The organism is Bradyrhizobium sp. dw_411, assembly GCF_018449695.1.
Classification (GTDB): Bacteria; Pseudomonadota; Alphaproteobacteria; order Rhizobiales; family Xanthobacteraceae; genus Bradyrhizobium.
In genome coordinates this window covers 90,317-105,893 of the sequence record NZ_JAAVUY010000023.1, presented here as the reverse complement: position 1 = coordinate 105,893, position 15,577 = coordinate 90,317, and the positions used below count along the sequence as shown (strand labels likewise).

Genomic DNA, 15,577 nt, shown 5'->3' with positions numbered 1-15,577 from the left:
TAACTGCCCGCACCATTGGCTCTCGACCTCGGGGCGTCAGCAAGGCATTCTTATGGCTGTTCATCTGGTCTCTCCGTGGAACACTGAAGCTTCGCAACCTCAGCTTCCCCGGTTCAGACCAGATGGACAACCTCCTGAAAGCTCACATCTAATCGTCACACGTGCCTTTTCTTGACCTGAACCAGATGCTTCAGCGGGCCGCGATGGCCCGGCGCTGTGGAGCGGGTTCCGCGTCCCGCTACCCGTGACGAGCCGTGACGCTGGTTGCGCGCGACGCCATGTCCAACGCGTGACTTTCCACGGCCGAAGCGCCGGGAACCAGCCGTATCGGCGAGTTTCGTGCGTGATTCATCCGCGCTCGATACAGCCGGTTCAACATGACGCGAGGATACCGCGACCCTTTGCAGGGCGGCGCGCAGTCCATCCGGCATTTCGAACAGGCTTTGTTCCGGCGCCGGCAGGGTGATGGCAGCATTCTCCAGCGGCAGCGTCGATAATTGAGGCCAGTGCGCGTCCCGCGGCACACCATGCCCAGGTCGCTTGGCATGATCGAACGGTTCGGCAAAGGCGAGCGGCTCGCCGCCGAGCCAGTTGAAATCCGCGAGCGCGGGAACCGGCAGCATATCGGCGCCGGCAAACGCGAAATTCGGGATTTTTGGCCAGTGTGAAATCGCGACGTCTTCGGTCGGCGGGTGCAACAGCCATTGCTGTGGCTCGGTCGGCGTGGCCGGCCGGTCCGGCGTTGCGGGCACCACATGGACGATGTGATAGCCGCGCGCCTTCAGCTCATTGAGGATTCTCGGCAAGGCGGCGACGGTGCGCGCCTGGATGTCGTGCAGCAGCAGGATGCCTTTTCCCTTGGCCTCGATCCGGTTGATCGCCAGATCGTATTCGCGCGCGGGGGAAATGTGCCGCCAGTCATCGGCGGGAAAATCCGCGCTCCATATCTGCAGACCCTGCGAGCGTGCATAGTCCTCGACAGCGTCGGCGCGCAGCAGGCCGGGAATGCGCAGGAACGGAGCAAGCGCCGCGTCATCGCCAAGGGCTGCTTTCACCGATGCGATGCCGTCGTCGATTTCCTTCTGGGCGCGCTCGATCGGCATCCGGTTCATGCTGAGCGGATGATTCTGGGTATGGGTGCCGATGGTGTGGCCGGCGTCGCGCAGCTTGCGCACACCTTCCGGTGAGGCCTGCGCCATCCGGCCGATGGTGAAGAAGGTCGCCTTCACGCATTGCGAGGCGAGGATTTCCAGAATCTGGTTGCTGTTGCGCGGCAGCGGGCCGTCATCGAACGTCAGCACCACTTCGTGATCGGCCAGCGGCAGCGTCTCCCGGTACTGCATGGTGCCGAGCAGGCGATGCTCGCGGGGATCGACCACCAGAGTGCGCGAGGTGCCGATCGCATCGGGATGGCCCGGACACTCCTCCGCCAGCGCCGCCGTTGGCGCGCTGATGCAGGCCAGCAGCCCCAAAGAAAACAAGGAAGAAAATAGCAGGGATAATCCGGATAATGCCGCCTGTTGCCGTGTCCGAAGACGAACAAAACCCCTGCCAATCATAGAACCCATACCGTCACGCATTTCCATAGGCCGATAATTACATAATGCGGCATGAACACCGCCTTAATTGTCGGATTTTTATATCATTTCGTCGTCAATGGACCCTGTCGGGTTCGACGGCCGGGGAGGCCGGCGGCGGTGCTGGTACCAGATGCACCACGTGATAGCCATTGTCCCTGAGATGGCGCAAAAACGCCGGCAGCATGGCTGCGGTTTGGGCCTTGGTGTCATGGAACAGGATGATGCCTTTGCGGGCCATTTCCAGCCTGTCGGTGATCAGCTTTAATTCCTGCTGCGGCGTCATACGATTCCAGTCGCTGGCCCAGAAATCCGCGCCGAACACCACGATGCCGCGCGATTGCAGGAGATCGAGGGTCGCGGGCGTCGATTCAAAACCGGGAAAACGAAAAAACGGCGTGCTCGGCGTGGTGGTCGCCACCCCGTGCAGCGCCTTTTCGTCCGCCGAGATGCCGCGATCGATTTCCCCGACCGCCTCATTCGGCTTGATGTGCTTGAGGTTGCGATGCGACCAGGTGTGATGACCGATGCTGTGGCCCTCGGCGGCAATCCTTCGCACCAATTCCGGGTGCTCCGAGGCCGACTTTCCGATCAGGAAGAAGGTCGCCTGGACACATTCATGGGCCAATGCGGCCAGCACCCGCGTGGTCGTGGGTGGCCAGGGACCATCATCGAAGGTCAGGACGACTTCGTGATCGGCCAGCGGCAGGGTCTGCGGAAAGCTTTTCAGTCCGACCCGGGGTGTGGTAGCGGCATCGACCTTGAGAAGGCGTGACGTGCCAAGCGCGTCCTTGCGCGGACAATCTGCGGCCTGCGCCGCCGCGATACCTACCATCATGATGGCGAGGCCCGTCGTCGGCCCCCAGTGCCTTCCGGTCCGCGCGCCGGTTCGCGTATTTCTCATCGCGTCAAGTTTTGTCGTTGCGCCAAGTGCTGCCTATTGGGTAATGCGTGACGCGACAACTCTGACGACTTCAGCAATCCTGTCAAATCGGCGAGGCGCGGCATGGCGGAAGATATTGATGTTGCCCAGCCCGTGGTTCTCGATCCCGTGCCGATGCGCGATGACGAGGGCGTCATCCGTGATGAATTCGTTGCCGAGATCACGCGTGCCATCCATGCCGCCAACGCGCCGTTGCTGGGCGCGATTGTCGGAGAGCTCCATGAAGCCGATCTCGGCGATCTGATCGCGGCACTCGAGGCGGACGACCGCGTCAGGCTGGTGGAACTGACCGGCGCGGATTTCGACTTTGCCGCGCTGAACGAGGTCGATGACAGCGTCCGCGAGGAAATCCTCGAAGAGCTTGAACCCGAGACCGTCGCCGAGGGCGTTCGCGAACTGGAATCCGACGACGCCGTCGAATTGCTCGAGGGACTGGACGAGGAGGATCAGGAAGAGATTCTCGACAGGCTGCCGCCCTCCGAGCGCGATGCGCTGGAGCGCGGCCTGGATTATCCTGAAAATTCCGCCGGCCGGCGGATGCAAACCGAATTCATCGCGGTGCCGCCGGAATGGAACGCCGGTCAGGTGATCGATTACATGAACGACACCCCGGACTTGCCGGAGCGGTTCTACGAAATCTACGCCGTTGACAAAGCGCAGCATCTACAAGGTGCAGTGCCGCTGGATGCGCTGCTGCGCGCGCGCCGCCAAGTGCCGCTGGCCGATCTGATCGACGAAGATCGCCGCCGCGTTTCCGTGACCGACGATCAGGAAGAGGTGGCGCGGCTGTTCGGCAAGTACAATCTGGTCGCCGCTCCCGTGGTGGATAACACCAACCGATTGGTCGGCGTCATCACCATCGACGACGTCGTCGACGTGATCGAGGAGGAGGCGGACGAGGACCTCAAGGCGCTCGGCGGTGTCACCAGCGACGAAGAACTGTCCGACAATGTCTGGACCATCGCCCGGGCCCGCTTCAACTGGCTCTTGGTCAATCTGGCCACCGCCTTTCTGGCATCCTCGGTGCTGGGGCTGTTCGAGGGACAGCTCGAAAAAATGGTGGCGCTGGCGGTGCTGGCGCCGATCGTCGCGAGCCAGGGCGGCAACGCCGCGACACAGACCATGACGGTCGCGGTGCGGGCGCTCGCGACCCGCGAGCTCGGTTCGAACAACGCGTTTCGCGTGGTCCTGCGCGAGGCTCTCGTTGGCCTCGTCAACGGGCTCGCCTTCGCCGTGATCACCGGCATCGCTGCGGTGGCCTGGTTCAAGATTCCCGGGCTCGGCGTCGTGATCGGGCTTGCGATCGTGGTCAATCTGTTCGCCGGTGCGCTCGGCGGCATTCTGATTCCGATGGTGCTGGAGCGGGCGCACGCCGATCCCGCGGTGGCTTCCGGCACCTTTGTCACGACGGTGACCGACGTGGTCGGCTTCTTCTCGTTTCTCGGGATCGCAACGATGTGGTTCGGGTTGCAATAAGAACCGCCATTTTTATCGTTAATCGGACCTTAACGTGCGTCGCCGATAATTTGTCCGCGTGATTCTGGAATCGCGCTCTGGAATTGCGCTCTGGAATTGGGTCGGACATGCAGCGCCTTCGGCTGAAAGCGGACGGACGGATCGTCGAATTGCGGGATGGGGCGGAGTTTCCGCTCGCGCCCGAGATGCCTGTAGACGCACCCGTCACTCCGCCCGTGGAAGCAACGGCCGCGCCGGCGGTGCGCGATCTTCGCCGTCGTGCCCGCCTGACACAGCTCGAATTCGCCGCCCGGCTTGGCGTTCCGGTCGAGACCATCCGAAACTGGGAGCAGGGCAAGCGGATGCCGCGCGGGCCTGCGCGCGCGCTGCTGGCCGTGATCGCCCATGCGCCGGAGACCGTGTTCTCCGCTCTGGCCAAAGCCTGATTCCGCAGACCTGATCGCGCGTGTCCGTTGTTGGCAGCGTCACACCGGCGGGACATAATAAGCCTCATCCGCTTGAGTTCCCGCGATGCAATTCGTCGAGGCCAATGGCGCTAAAATTCCCGCGATCGGGTTAGGTACCTGGGAGCTGCGCGGGCGCACTTGTGCGCGTCTGGTCGAGCAGGCGCTGCGGCTCGGCTATCGCCACATCGACACCGCGCAAATCTATGAAAACGAGCGCGAGGTCGGCGACGGCCTGCGTGCCTCCAAGGTCAAGCGCGACGAGATATTCGTGACCACCAAAGTCTGGACCACGCATTTCGCGCCCAACGATCTCGAGCGATCCACCAGGGAGAGCCTGACGAAGCTGCGGCTCACCGAGGTCGATCTGCTGCTGCTGCACTGGCCCAATCCGCAGGTGCCGCTGGCCGAGACGCTGGGTGCGCTGGCGCATGTCAGGAAGCTCGGCATGGCCAGGCACATCGGCGTTTCGAATTTCACCGTGGCGCTGATTGAAGAAGCCGTCGCGGCCTGCCCGGAGCCGTTGGCGTGCGATCAGGTCGAATATCATCCCTATCTCGACCAGACCAAGGTGCGAGAGGCCTGCGCGCGCCAGGGGATGGCTGTTGTCGCCTATAGTCCGATCGCCAAGGGTCGTATCAAGAACGACCAGACGCTGGCGCGGATCGGACAAGGGCACGGCAAGAGCGCCGCGCAGGTGTGCCTGCGCTGGCTGATCCAGCAGAACGTTTCGGCGATCCCGCGGACCTCGCGGATCGAACGGTTGTCGGAAAATATCGACATCTTCGACTTCGTGCTGTCGGACGAGGAGATGATCGAGATTTCAGGAATGGCGAATGCCAAGGGCCGGCTCACCGATTTTGGCTTCGCGCCGAAATGGGATTGAGATAGCGCCGGTTCGCGTCAAATCTCTCCCATCGCCCGCCAGGCACTCGAGACAAATTGCCGGCGCCAGGTGACGATCACCACAGCAGCCGTGGTTGCGAACAGAACCCAGGGACTGACGAACCAGCCGAGATAGCCGAGCGCAAAGAAAAACCCGCGCTGGCCGCGATTGAAATGCCGGCCCGCGGCTTCGAACAGTCTCGTCGTGCGGATCACATGCTGTTCGGCTTCCGGCGTATCACGCTTGGTGGCCGGCGGCATCGAACCCATCAGGATCGCGACATAGTTGAACAGCCGGTAGGCCCAGGCGAATTTGAAGAACGCGTAGATGAAGATCAGGATCAGCCCGACGCATTTGAGCTCCCAGAGGGCGGGCGAGGGGCTGAGATCGATCGGCAGCGCGGCAAGCACGCCAAGCGCCTCGCTGGTCGATCGCAGCAGCGCCAGCCCGCCGCCGACCGCGAGCAGGCTGGTGGATGCGAAGAATGCGGTGCCGTTTTGCAGCGACGCCATGATCTGCATGTCGACCATGCGGGCCTCGCGGTCGAGCATGCGCCTGATCCATACTTCGCGGTAGATGTGCATGCGGGCGGAGAGGCTGTCGCGCCCATAGGCCGAATGCTCCAGCGTGACGGCATACACCGTCCATTCCAGAATGAAGAATCCGACCGCCAGAATATCGGTCCAATAGCCGCTCATGCTTTATCCCCGCTGCTATCAGATGCTGCCATGCATGGACCATGGCGGCAACCAGTGCCGCGCGCTGATAGTGCCGCATAGCCGAAGTTCGTGATATCTTGCGATAGCACCTCACGCATTTTGGCGACACCGGTTCACCAAGAGGCATACCAAGGCAGGATCACAACCCAATGATGGATTTTCGTGCATGACATTGACGCTCGTGATCGGCAACAAGAACTATTCGTCCTGGTCGATGCGGCCGTGGCTGGCGTTGCGTGCCAACGACATCGCCTTCGACGAGGTTTTCATTCCGCTTTACACTGGTGACGCCGACAAGCAGCGCATTTTGGGTTTCACGCGCTCCGGCAAGGTGCCGGCGCTGATCGACGGTGACATCACGGTATGGGATTCGCTGGCCATTATCGAATACCTCGCCGAACGATTTCCGGAGAAGCGGCTGTGGCCGCAGGATCGCGCTGAGCGGGCGCATGCACGTTCGATTTCGGCGGAGATGCATTCGGGCTTTATGGCGCTTCGCAATGAATGCGGCATGAACCTGCATCGGCCGGTGGGCGCGATCCAATTGTCAGCGGATGCGCGCGCCAATATCGCGCGCATTCAGCAGATCTGGATCGAGTGTCGCCAGCGCTACGGCGCGTCCGGGCCGTTCCTGTTTGGGGCCTTTGGCGGCGCGGATGCGATGTTCGCGCCGGTCGTGCATCGCTTCCGGACCTATGCGATCGAGGTCGAGCCGGGCGCGCGGGACTACATGGCGACGATGATGTCACTGCCGGCTTTTGCGGAATGGACTAAAGCGGGCCTGGCTGAGACCATCGTCATTGACAGATTTGAGACGACCTAAGTGCCGGTAGCCGGGCTTTGCGTGCAATCGCGGCTTGACGGAGGCGGGCGAAAGCGGTCTGAATCTGGAACCGGCATTGCGAATTGGCAAAAAGGGTTTGGCTATGGGCATTCTTGATTCACTGGAAAATTCACCCGAGTTCAAGAGCGCGCTTGGCCAGCTTGGCAGCGCTGTACTGCCGGCGGTGCTGAGCGAACTGTTCGGCAATGGAGGCCAGGGTGGGCTGACCGCGATCGTGGCCAAGCTGCAGCAGGCTGGCCTCGGCGACCAGGTTAAATCCTGGATCGGAAGCGGCGCGAATTTGCCGATCACGGCCGACCAATTGCATCAGGTGCTCGGCAACGACACCGTCAGGCAATTAGCTGCGAAGTACAATATCCCGGTCGATCAGATCTCCGAAATTCTGGCCAAGCAGATTCCCACCGCGGTGGATCACGCCAGCCCGGACGGCAAGCTGCCGCATACCGCCTGAAATCTGCTTCGTTCAGTTCCGCATGACCGGCGGCCTCCATTGGAAGGGGCCGGACGGCCGGGAAACCCTCCTGCCAGCGTCCGCCGCAGGCGAGGGGGATTTTCGCATTTGGGCCCATATTCGGGTCTGAAATGATCCCGTTTTGAGCTCGTTCGGGACGGTTCCACGGGACGGCCGATCGGTCGGCTTCAAAGCTCCCGAAACAACCATTTATCGTACTGAAAAACCTGCAAATTCCTCGTATTTGCCATGTGCTTATGGCGTGGCTCGAAGGCGCCGCTTTGTGCTAGGAAATAGCATGTTTTCCAGCCGGTCGTTGCAGCGGGACATGCGGGCGCGGCCGGCGCTTGTTGCGTGATGGAGAAGGGCGTTGAAGCACAAATACAACGTTGGAGCGTCGGTCTATTTTACGGCCAGCAATGTCGCACGTCCGGGTGCAAGCGGGACCTATGAAGTGATCCGGCAACTGCCGACCGATGGTGACGACTGTCAGTACCGGATCAAGCATTCGGCCGAAGCTTTCGAGCGGGTGGCCAAGGAAAGTCAGCTCGCAATTTCTTAAAACTTGTTCGGGTCTCCGAATAGGAGCGGCTTGCATTGCGCCTGCCGTGAAAAGGCCCCGTTCGCGGAAGCATTCTGCGTCGAGTTGCGAAAGAGTCGGCATCCACTTTCGCCGAATGCGCTGTATGCTGCGCCAGAGCGTTTTTCGAGCGAAGTCGGTACCGTTTCGCGTCAAGAAAACGCGTCAAAACAAAAATTAGAGCCCCGTTCTGATTCGATCAGAACCGATCAGGCTCTAAGGGACAATGCGCATGAACTGGGCCTGGGCACCATCGCTGGATCAAATCTGGCGTTCACCGACCTTTCCGATGTGGCTGACCTTGGCCGCGGCAGGATTCTTCGGGATTATCGTCCTCATCACGCTGTTGCGCGCGGAGAAGTCCGTCGCCAACGGCGCGCTGACGGTGATCACGTTGCTGGCTATTGCTGTCGCCGTCGCCGCCACCATTCGCGGATTTGGACCGGGCGGGCAGGTCGGCTCCGCAGAGTCTTCTTCGCCGCAGGCGATGAACGTGACGCTGCCGGCGCTGGCCTGTGTCGACGATCTGGCCGGCGACGCCGTTCTGGCCGCCTGCGAGAAGGCGCTGTTCGGTTCTGCGGAATCCTCGGCGGCGGCCGTGTCCTATGCAGCCTCCCAGATCAGCCGGCTGACCGCCTTGGGCGACGTCGCCACGGCCAACAAAAACCTGACGCCGGAATTGCAGGCGTTGCGCCACGCGGTCGAGCACGACCGATATGGCTTGATGGCGTACGCGCTGGTGGCGCGGGATCATTGCACGCCGTCGGATTGCGCCGCTTTCCGCGCGCTGACAGACAGCCACCAGATCGCGGCCAACATGGACGAGCGGGTCTATGACGGCCTGATCTCGCGTTATGCATCGACGTGGAATGCGCCGCCCGTCCCGGCACCGGTCGCAGCACTTATTCCGGGGGTGCCCACGGGTAGACCGACCAATGCCGAGTTTCCGACCGCGGCCTCGACCCCGCCGGTCAGTATCATGACGCCGGAGCCGGTAGCGCCGGCGGCGAGACCGTCAGCGCCGAAACAACCGGTCGCGACGGCCGCAGCGCCGGTGCCGTTATCGCCGCCGCCGGGCGCGCCGACACCCACGCTCGCCGCGGCCAAGAAGCCGCCGGCGCCTAAGCCGCCACGCGCCGCAGCACCGGCGTCTGCGCCGGTTTCAATTGCTCCTCCACAGGCTCCCGCCGCGTCGAATGATTGATCCTTCCAAAAGCCGGCGCTGATCGCTAAACCTCCGACCATGTCGCTTCATCTCATCAAGCTTGCCGTCGGCTGCGAGTCCGTCAAGGAACTCAAAGGCTGGGTCGCCGAGCGTATGCAGACCGCCAAGAAAAAGGGCCTGCCGCGCCATCACATTCACATCACCCGGATGACGCCCAAACGCGTCGACGAGTTGCTCGGCGGAGGTTCGCTGTACTGGGTTATCAAGGGCGAAATCGCGGCCCGCGAAAAACTCATCGCGATCGAGCCGTTTCGCGATAGCGACGGTATCGGGCGCTGTCGGCTGGTGATGCAGCCCAAGGTCATCGCGGTTTCGCCACGGCCGATGCGGGCCTTCCAGGGCTGGCGCTATTTCACGGAAGATTCAGTGCCACCGGATCTCGGCAAGGCGGCGGCAGCGAGTGTCGCGGCGATGCCTGAGCCAATGCGCCGCGAGCTACGCGATCTTGGACTGCTCTAAACTTACAGCGACGTCACCGTGACAATCCGCAGCCGGCTCCATTCGGAAGCCGGCAGGTCGGTGGTGCGCCCGGATTCTGCATTGCGATCGACGATGTCGAGCAGCCCCGGTTCGACGCCCATTTCGCGCAGATAAATCCGGAACAACTCGCCAAATCGCGCCGTCAGCCCTTCGCGGCGTTCGTCGGACACGTTGGGCGCCAGGCGGTTGCGGATCGACATGCCGCTCAGGACCATCTGCGTGCCGGCGGGCAGGCTTCGGTGCACACCGCCGGCCAGCATCAATACGCAGGCCGTTTCGCAGCGCGCATCCAGCACATCCACCTTCGCGTCGAGCGGGCCGCCCGGACGCTTGAGCGCGAAGCATTCCGCTTCCGTTTTTCCCTTGCAGGTTTCGACCTTGGTCGATCCCGCCGTGGTGTCGAAGCCGCGGTCGCGCAGGATGCGACCCAGGCTGGTGGCGACATTGAGATTGGACTCTCCCCACGCGTGGATGACGACCGGAAGCTTGCGTCCGGCCTGCCGGTCGAGGATCGCGATCAGCCGCTTATGCGTGTCCCACTGGATGACGCCTTCGGCGGCAATCCATTCCGAGCATCCGGGCCCGCATGAGCCGGATGAGCCATGCGCGACATAAAAGATCATCGCATCGGGCAACTGACCGAAACCGCCGACGGGCGGCCGCTGCGCCGTCTGCGCGGCGGCAAATCCGCTGGCGAAGAGGCCCATCAGCCCGGTGAAGATAATGGCGCGGACGCCCAACAGGCCCATGCTGAAAGCTCCCGGAAAATCCTTGAGCGATATCTATCCGCAGTTGTGCGACAGGAAAACTACGCTGGCCGGTCAGCCAAGCGAGGAGGCCGCGCTAAACCCCGATATTATCGATCAGCCGGGTCTTTCCGATTTTGGCCGCGACCAGGATCCGCATCGGCCCGTCCTTGAACGAGGCGATCGGCGCCAGCGTCTCGGCGTGCCGGACCTCAAAATAATCCAGTGCAAAACCAGCGCTCACGATCATCTCGGCGCCGCCGGCCATCGCCGCTTCGGCGTCGTCGCCGGCCCGCAGGCGTGCGGCGCTTTGCTTCATCGCGCGGTAGAGGACGGTCGCAGAACTGCGCTCCTCGGGCGTCAAATAGACGTTGCGCGAGGACATTGCGAGGCCATCGCGCTCGCGCACGGTTCGAGATCCCACCACCTTGACGCCGAGGTCGAGATCGCCGGCCATCTGCGTCACCACGCGCAGTTGCTGAAAATCCTTTTCGCCGAAGATCGCGAAATCCGGCCGGCACTGCGTAAACAGCTTGCCGACGACGGTAGCAACGCCGCCGAAGAAGTGCGGGCGGAAGCGATCCTCCAGATTGGCGGTGGCGGGTCCTTCGGTCAGAATCCGGGTCGCAAAGCCCACCGGATACATCGTCTTGACGTCGGGATTCCAGATCAGGTCGACGTCCTCCGCCGCCAGTTTGGCGACATCGGCCTTCCACGTTCGCGGATAGGAGCCGAAATCCTCCGTCGGCGCGAACTGGGTCGGATTAACGAAGATCGAGACGATGACCCTTTTGGCGCGACGTTTCGCCAGCCGAACCAACGACACATGGCCGTCATGGAGTGCACCCATGGTTGGCACCAAAGCGGTGGTGGCTTTTCGAGCGCGAAGGCCCTCGATAGCGCGGCGTAACGCGGGGACCGTGCGGACGATCATGGGGCTTGGCGACATCGGGGCTCGATCTGTGAGGTCAGGAAATCGGCGGCAACTTGCTTCGCAGCCAATTCGACGGCGGAGAAATCGACCTTATCAAAGCCGGTGGCCTGCCGCCAAGTTAGGCAACAGCCGGATAAGACAGGGCAGCCCTGCTGGTCGTCCACGCCGAGCGGCCAAACTCAAACACACGCGCATGCACGCCGCATCACGCCTGCGATTCATGATTAAGGCAGACGGTTCGTGATTTGCGCGCGGTGTTGCGCATTTAACTTGACCGCGGTCGCACGTAATTTGAAGATATCAACAGGGGTTAAAAATGTTGGTGCAGGCTAGTCAAGGCCAATCAGGCTCGGCTCATGTCGTTGTGCTGGGCAATGAGAAGGGCGGTTCGGGTAAATCCACTACCGCTCTGCACATCGCCGTCGCCCTGATGAAAGCCGGCCAGCGCGTCGCCACCATCGATCTCGATTGCCGCCAGCAAAGCTTCACGCATTACATCGACAACCGCCGTGCCTGGGCGCGCCGCACCGGGCTCGATCTCGAGCTTCCCGTGCATTCCTGCATCAAGCTCGGCGACACCATGCAGATCGCCGACAACGAGACGTCCGAATTCCAGCAATTCATGTCCGCCGTGACCGCGGTCGAACGGACGTTCGATTTTATCGTGATCGATACTCCCGGTTCCGACAGCTACCTGATGCGGCTGGCGCATTCGATGGCCGATACGCTGGTGACGCCGATCAACGACAGCTTCCTCGATTTCGATGTGCTCGGAACCGTCGATCCCGCGACCTATTCGGTCACCGGCGAGAGCCACTATGCCGAGATGGTGCGCGACACCAGGCGCAAGCGCCGCCAGGTCGACGGCGTCTCTACCGACTGGATCGTGGTGCGCAACCGGTTGTCGATGCTGGGATCGCGCAACAAGCAATTGGTCGCCGATGGCCTTAAAGAATTGTCGTTCCGGCTCGGCTTCCGTTCGATCGACGGCTTTGCCGAGCGCGTGGTGTACCGTGAATTCTTCCCCCGCGGTCTCACCGCGCTTGACGATCTCGACGAAGCGACACTCGGCACCCGGCCCAGCATGGGCCATGTGACGGCCCGCGAGGAAGTCACGAGCCTGCTACGCCAGCTCAAGCTGCCGCTCGACGAACGCGGCCGCCGCCGCGCGGCCAACCGCGCCGAATGGTTCAGCCAGGTCGACAAGCCGCTTGAAGTCCACGACATCCTGGGGGCCTGAAGCTGGCGCGGGATTGACCCGCTTGTCGGCGTCGATCGCCCGGGGGAAGGTTTCCTTCATATTAGCAACCGAGCAGCGGAACGATGGCGCCGGTAGGCCGTTTTTTACCAGCCTGTTCTTTTACCGGGCCTTTACCTAGGTTTTGAACCGCTTCTTGAGACGCGGCGTCCCAGTTTGGACGCCGCCCGGATCATTGTGCACCTGCACAATATCTGGGTGCATCGCACAACGATCAGGCGGCGAAGTCACAATATTTGGTCTTCCCGTCACGACGCTGTGTATTAAGATATCATGACTGCCAGAGTCTCGATGAAGCCGGACGGCGCACGCCGTTAAGCCGAGGACAAAAATGAAACGTGGAATTGCTGTTCTGCTTTCGCTTTCCGCACTTGTTACCGTCGCCTATTTCACGGCGAGCAAGTGGGCTATCCGGCACGAGATGATCACGTTCAATGATCCGGCGCGCGGTAATCGCGAAGTCGCTGTCGATCTGGCCGTGCGGCGCGACAAGGAATTCCAGGCGAACGCCGGCATGCTCAAGCTGCCGGTGGTGATCCTCAACCACGGCAACACCGTCAAATTCACCGAGTACTCTTTCCTCGCCAACGTCTTTGCCGCGCGCGGTTATATTGTGGTCAGCATTCAGCATGATCTGGCGACTGACGCGCCGATGGTGACAAAAGTCGGTGAGCTCTATGTCGGCCGCCAGCCGCAGTACGAGCGTGACATCGCCAACATCCGCTTTGCGGTTGATGAAATGCGGCAGGTCCAGCCGAATGCGGACTACGAACATCTGACCATGGTGGGACACTCCATGGGCGCCGACGTCTCGCTGTACTTTGCCAAAATGTACCCCGATCAAGTCAAGAAGATCGTGACGCTCGACAATCTGCGCGTGCCCTTCATGACCGACGGCAAGTTCAAGATTCTTTCGTTCCGCTCGAAGGATCCCGTCTTCAAGGCTGATCCCGGCGTCGTTCCCGACGACGCGACTTGCGAGAAGGCTGGCATTACTGTTGTACAGACCTCTTTCCAGCACAACGACATGCGCGATACCGGACCCGACGAGGCCAAGGCATCGATCCAGCAAATGGTCGATAAATTCCTTGATGACGAGAGTCCGCTGCGGCCAGTCGATACAAAGGTGCTGCCGCCGATCATGACGGACGCCGGACCGGTCGCGCCCTATGCGCCGGTCGCTCAGAACTGACCCTGCGCACGCATTGACCCCTCGGGGATCGCAGCCCACATAAGGCTCGCAGTCATTTGCGAGCTTTCATGTCCGGCGAGCCGACCAAACCGAAATCATCCGTCGAAACATCCGCAGGCCGCAACGCGGCGGCCGGCAAAGCTGGCTCATTGCCGCAGGAGATGCCGTCGGCCGCGGAGGACATCGCTGCCTTCGTCGCAAAAGCTCGCGCGATGTCGCCGCATGCCGCGGGCGCCAAGGGGCGGCTGGTGTTCGCGCTCGACGCCACCATGAGCCGGCAACCGACATGGGACATGGCCTGCGCGCTGCAGGCCGACATGTTTCGCGAGGCCGCGGCATTGGGCAGCCTCGATATCCGCCTTGTCTATTATCGCGGCCTCAGTGAGTGCCGTGCCACCGGCTGGATATCAGACAGCGCGGAACTGGCTAGGCTGATGGGCAAGATCACGTGCCAGGGCGGCAATACCCAGATCGGCAAGGTGCTGTCGGAAGCGCGGCGCGAGGCGGTGGCTTCCGCGGTGCGCGCGGTGGTGTTCGTCGGCGATGCCATGGAAGAAAATGTCGACGCACTCTGCGCCAAGGCAGGCGAACTTGGTCTTCTCAAGGTGCCGGTGTTCATGTTTCAGGAAGGCCATGACGTCGCGGCCGAGCAGGCGTTCCGGGAAATCGCGCGCCTGACCGGGGGTGCATGGTGCAGGTTCGATCCCGGCGCCGCAGCGCAATTGCGCGAGCTGTTGCGTGCCGCGGCAGCCTATGCGGCCGGTGGCCGCGCGGCGTTGCAGCAACTGTCGAAAACCGCAAGCGGTGCAGCCAAATTGCTTGGCCAGATGAAGTGATCCAAAGCCGATGACAAGCGTGGACGGCGGCTTGCCGTCGCGGCGAGGCTTTGGCGTGACGTTGATTTTTGGGGCAGGGAGGATCGGCATGTTTTTTACCGCCGACATCGCTATATTGCGACCATGGCTACCTTGATCGCCGGCGTCGTCGCCGTTTTCGTACTTTATTCGCTGTTGCAGATGTTTCGTGCGGCCAATCCGGCGGTGCTGGCGCGCGCGGTCAAGATTGTCGGCGGCGTTGTCGCGCTCGCGGTTGCGGCCTTTACCGGCATCAGGGGCGAATTGGCCGTTGCGGTTCCGCTCGGCATTTTCGGCGCCGGCCTGTTGGGCTGGTCGCCGTTCGGGACGACGGCTTTCAGCAATATCTCGGGGATGTTCGGAGGCCTGGGCGGAGCGCGCTCGTCAGGACAAAAGTCGCGGGTCCGCTCCCAGTTTTTCGACATGAGCCTCGATCACGATAGCGGCGAGCTCACAGGCCAGATCGTGGCCGGGCCGCATGCCGGGCACTCCCTCGGCGAGTTCGAACTGCCGCAGTTGCTGGCGATGATTCCAGAACTCGATGCCGAAAGCGTGCCGCTACTTGAAAGCTATCTGGACCGCAGGTTTCCCGCCTGGCGTCAGAACGCGCAGAGCGATGCGACAGGGGGGCAGAGCCGCGCGGCGTCGAGCGGCAAAATGACGAACGAGGAGGCCTATCAGATCCTTGGCCTGCAACCGGGCGCGGGGCGCGCCGAGATCGGCCGGGCGCATCGCGCCCTGATGAAGAAATTGCATCCCGACCAAGGGGGGTCGACGTACCTCGCCGCCCGTGTAAACGAGGCCAAGGATACTTTGCTTCGTACGCATCACAGCTAACTCCGGAAACGCTATCAAACGCTACAAATCCGAGAGTTGCTTCTGCTTCATTCTCCGATTGACGCCCGTTGCCGCCCGCCGTTGTCCGGCGTGGTCGATCTTTCACTTCATAGTTTGTAGCGGGTAAATCTT

General features: G+C 62.0%; 17 protein-coding genes. 12 read left to right on the top strand and 5 right to left on the bottom strand.

Annotated elements, in window-relative coordinates; genetic code table 11:
- Positions 1-155 precede the first annotated feature (155 nt).
- Entirely contained in the window at positions 156-1,559 is a 1,404-nt protein-coding gene (locus HB676_RS30140; RefSeq protein ID WP_213742134.1) for a polysaccharide deacetylase family protein, read from the bottom strand.
- 94 nt (positions 1,560-1,653) lie between these two features.
- On the bottom strand, positions 1,654-2,415 hold the full coding sequence (locus HB676_RS30135) for a polysaccharide deacetylase family protein (protein WP_213742133.1): 762 nt from the start codon (positions 2,413-2,415) through the stop codon (positions 1,654-1,656).
- A 168-nt stretch (positions 2,416-2,583) separates the two neighbouring features.
- Between HB676_RS30135 and mgtE the strand changes: the two genes are divergently transcribed.
- From mgtE to HB676_RS30120, 3 genes are all read left to right on the top strand, one after another.
- On the top strand, positions 2,584-3,996 hold the full coding sequence (mgtE, locus tag HB676_RS30130; RefSeq protein ID WP_213742121.1) for a magnesium transporter: 1,413 nt from the start codon (positions 2,584-2,586) through the stop codon (positions 3,994-3,996).
- A gap of 107 nt (positions 3,997-4,103) precedes the next feature.
- Complete coding sequence (locus HB676_RS30125; protein WP_213742120.1) at positions 4,104-4,421, top strand: helix-turn-helix domain-containing protein; 318 nt, start codon at positions 4,104-4,106, stop codon at positions 4,419-4,421.
- A gap of 85 nt (positions 4,422-4,506) precedes the next feature.
- Positions 4,507-5,325, top strand: coding sequence for an aldo/keto reductase (locus tag HB676_RS30120; protein WP_213742119.1), 819 nt, complete (start codon positions 4,507-4,509; stop codon positions 5,323-5,325).
- A 17-nt stretch (positions 5,326-5,342) separates the two neighbouring features.
- On the opposite strand, the gene HB676_RS30115 is transcribed toward HB676_RS30120, so the two are convergent.
- Positions 5,343-6,023 carry a DUF599 domain-containing protein gene (locus HB676_RS30115; RefSeq protein ID WP_213742118.1) on the bottom strand — a complete coding sequence of 227 codons (681 nt, stop codon included), beginning with the start codon at positions 6,021-6,023 and terminating at the stop codon, positions 5,343-5,345.
- A gap of 187 nt (positions 6,024-6,210) precedes the next feature.
- On the opposite strand from HB676_RS30115, the gene HB676_RS30110 reads away from it, so the two are divergent.
- From HB676_RS30110 to HB676_RS30090, 5 genes are all read left to right on the top strand, one after another.
- Positions 6,211-6,867, top strand: coding sequence for a glutathione S-transferase family protein (locus HB676_RS30110; protein WP_213742117.1), 657 nt, complete (start codon positions 6,211-6,213; stop codon positions 6,865-6,867).
- Between the two features lie 103 nt (positions 6,868-6,970).
- Positions 6,971-7,339, top strand: coding sequence for a YidB family protein (locus HB676_RS30105; RefSeq protein WP_213742116.1), 369 nt, complete (start codon positions 6,971-6,973; stop codon positions 7,337-7,339).
- Between the two features lie 370 nt (positions 7,340-7,709).
- Positions 7,710-7,901, top strand: a complete 192-nt coding sequence (locus HB676_RS30100) for a hypothetical protein (RefSeq protein ID WP_213742115.1) — start codon at positions 7,710-7,712, stop codon at positions 7,899-7,901.
- Between the two features lie 250 nt (positions 7,902-8,151).
- Complete coding sequence (locus tag HB676_RS30095; protein ID WP_213742114.1) at positions 8,152-9,123, top strand: hypothetical protein; 972 nt, start codon at positions 8,152-8,154, stop codon at positions 9,121-9,123.
- Positions 9,124-9,162: 39 nt separating this feature from the next.
- On the top strand, positions 9,163-9,603 hold the full coding sequence (locus HB676_RS30090) for a DUF1489 domain-containing protein (protein WP_213742113.1): 441 nt from the start codon (positions 9,163-9,165) through the stop codon (positions 9,601-9,603).
- A 2-nt stretch (positions 9,604-9,605) separates the two neighbouring features.
- Here HB676_RS30090 and HB676_RS30085 read toward each other — a convergent pair whose 3' ends face one another.
- Both HB676_RS30085 and panC read right to left on the bottom strand, forming a co-directional pair.
- Complete coding sequence (locus tag HB676_RS30085; protein ID WP_213742132.1) at positions 9,606-10,331, bottom strand: hypothetical protein; 726 nt, start codon at positions 10,329-10,331, stop codon at positions 9,606-9,608.
- Positions 10,332-10,467: 136 nt separating this feature from the next.
- The gene (gene panC / locus HB676_RS30080) at positions 10,468-11,319 is read right to left on the bottom strand and encodes a pantoate--beta-alanine ligase (protein ID WP_213742112.1); all 852 of its coding nucleotides are present in this window, start codon (positions 11,317-11,319) and stop codon (positions 10,468-10,470) included.
- 301 nt (positions 11,320-11,620) lie between these two features.
- On the opposite strand from panC, the gene HB676_RS30075 reads away from it, so the two are divergent.
- The 4 genes from HB676_RS30075 (at position 11,621) to HB676_RS30060 (ending at position 15,445) form a co-directional block, all read left to right on the top strand.
- Complete coding sequence (locus tag HB676_RS30075) at positions 11,621-12,544, top strand: division plane positioning ATPase MipZ (protein WP_213742111.1); 924 nt, start codon at positions 11,621-11,623, stop codon at positions 12,542-12,544.
- Positions 12,545-12,893: 349 nt separating this feature from the next.
- Positions 12,894-13,754: an alpha/beta fold hydrolase gene (locus HB676_RS30070; protein ID WP_213742110.1), complete on the top strand. Its 861-nt coding sequence runs from the start codon at positions 12,894-12,896 to the stop codon at positions 13,752-13,754.
- A gap of 68 nt (positions 13,755-13,822) precedes the next feature.
- Positions 13,823-14,590 carry a VWA domain-containing protein gene (locus HB676_RS30065; protein ID WP_213742109.1) on the top strand — a complete coding sequence of 256 codons (768 nt, stop codon included), beginning with the start codon at positions 13,823-13,825 and terminating at the stop codon, positions 14,588-14,590.
- A 123-nt stretch (positions 14,591-14,713) separates the two neighbouring features.
- Complete coding sequence (locus HB676_RS30060; RefSeq protein WP_213742108.1) at positions 14,714-15,445, top strand: DnaJ domain-containing protein; 732 nt, start codon at positions 14,714-14,716, stop codon at positions 15,443-15,445.
- Positions 15,446-15,577 lie beyond the last annotated feature (132 nt).

Coding starts and splice junctions, on each gene's coding strand:
- HB676_RS30070 (WP_213742110.1), top strand. CDS start 12,894: ATGAAACGTGGAATTGCTGTTCTGCTTTCGCTTTCCGCACTTGTTACC.
- HB676_RS30065 (WP_213742109.1), top strand. CDS start 13,823: ATGTCCGGCGAGCCGACCAAACCGAAATCATCCGTCGAAACATCCGCA.
- HB676_RS30095 (WP_213742114.1), top strand. CDS start 8,152: ATGAACTGGGCCTGGGCACCATCGCTGGATCAAATCTGGCGTTCACCG.
- HB676_RS30120 (WP_213742119.1), top strand. CDS start 4,507: ATGCAATTCGTCGAGGCCAATGGCGCTAAAATTCCCGCGATCGGGTTA.
- HB676_RS30125 (WP_213742120.1), top strand. CDS start 4,104: ATGCAGCGCCTTCGGCTGAAAGCGGACGGACGGATCGTCGAATTGCGG.
- HB676_RS30105 (WP_213742116.1), top strand. CDS start 6,971: ATGGGCATTCTTGATTCACTGGAAAATTCACCCGAGTTCAAGAGCGCG.
- HB676_RS30135 (WP_213742133.1), bottom strand. CDS start 2,415: ATGATGGTAGGTATCGCGGCGGCGCAGGCCGCAGATTGTCCGCGCAAG.
- HB676_RS30085 (WP_213742132.1), bottom strand. CDS start 10,331: ATGGGCCTCTTCGCCAGCGGATTTGCCGCCGCGCAGACGGCGCAGCGG.
- panC (WP_213742112.1), bottom strand. CDS start 11,319: ATGTCGCCAAGCCCCATGATCGTCCGCACGGTCCCCGCGTTACGCCGC.
- mgtE (WP_213742121.1), top strand. CDS start 2,584: ATGGCGGAAGATATTGATGTTGCCCAGCCCGTGGTTCTCGATCCCGTG.
- HB676_RS30115 (WP_213742118.1), bottom strand. CDS start 6,023: ATGAGCGGCTATTGGACCGATATTCTGGCGGTCGGATTCTTCATTCTG.
- HB676_RS30090 (WP_213742113.1), top strand. CDS start 9,163: ATGTCGCTTCATCTCATCAAGCTTGCCGTCGGCTGCGAGTCCGTCAAG.
- HB676_RS30075 (WP_213742111.1), top strand. CDS start 11,621: ATGTTGGTGCAGGCTAGTCAAGGCCAATCAGGCTCGGCTCATGTCGTT.
- HB676_RS30140 (WP_213742134.1), bottom strand. CDS start 1,559: ATGATTGGCAGGGGTTTTGTTCGTCTTCGGACACGGCAACAGGCGGCA.
- HB676_RS30060 (WP_213742108.1), top strand. CDS start 14,714: ATGGCTACCTTGATCGCCGGCGTCGTCGCCGTTTTCGTACTTTATTCG.
- HB676_RS30110 (WP_213742117.1), top strand. CDS start 6,211: ATGACATTGACGCTCGTGATCGGCAACAAGAACTATTCGTCCTGGTCG.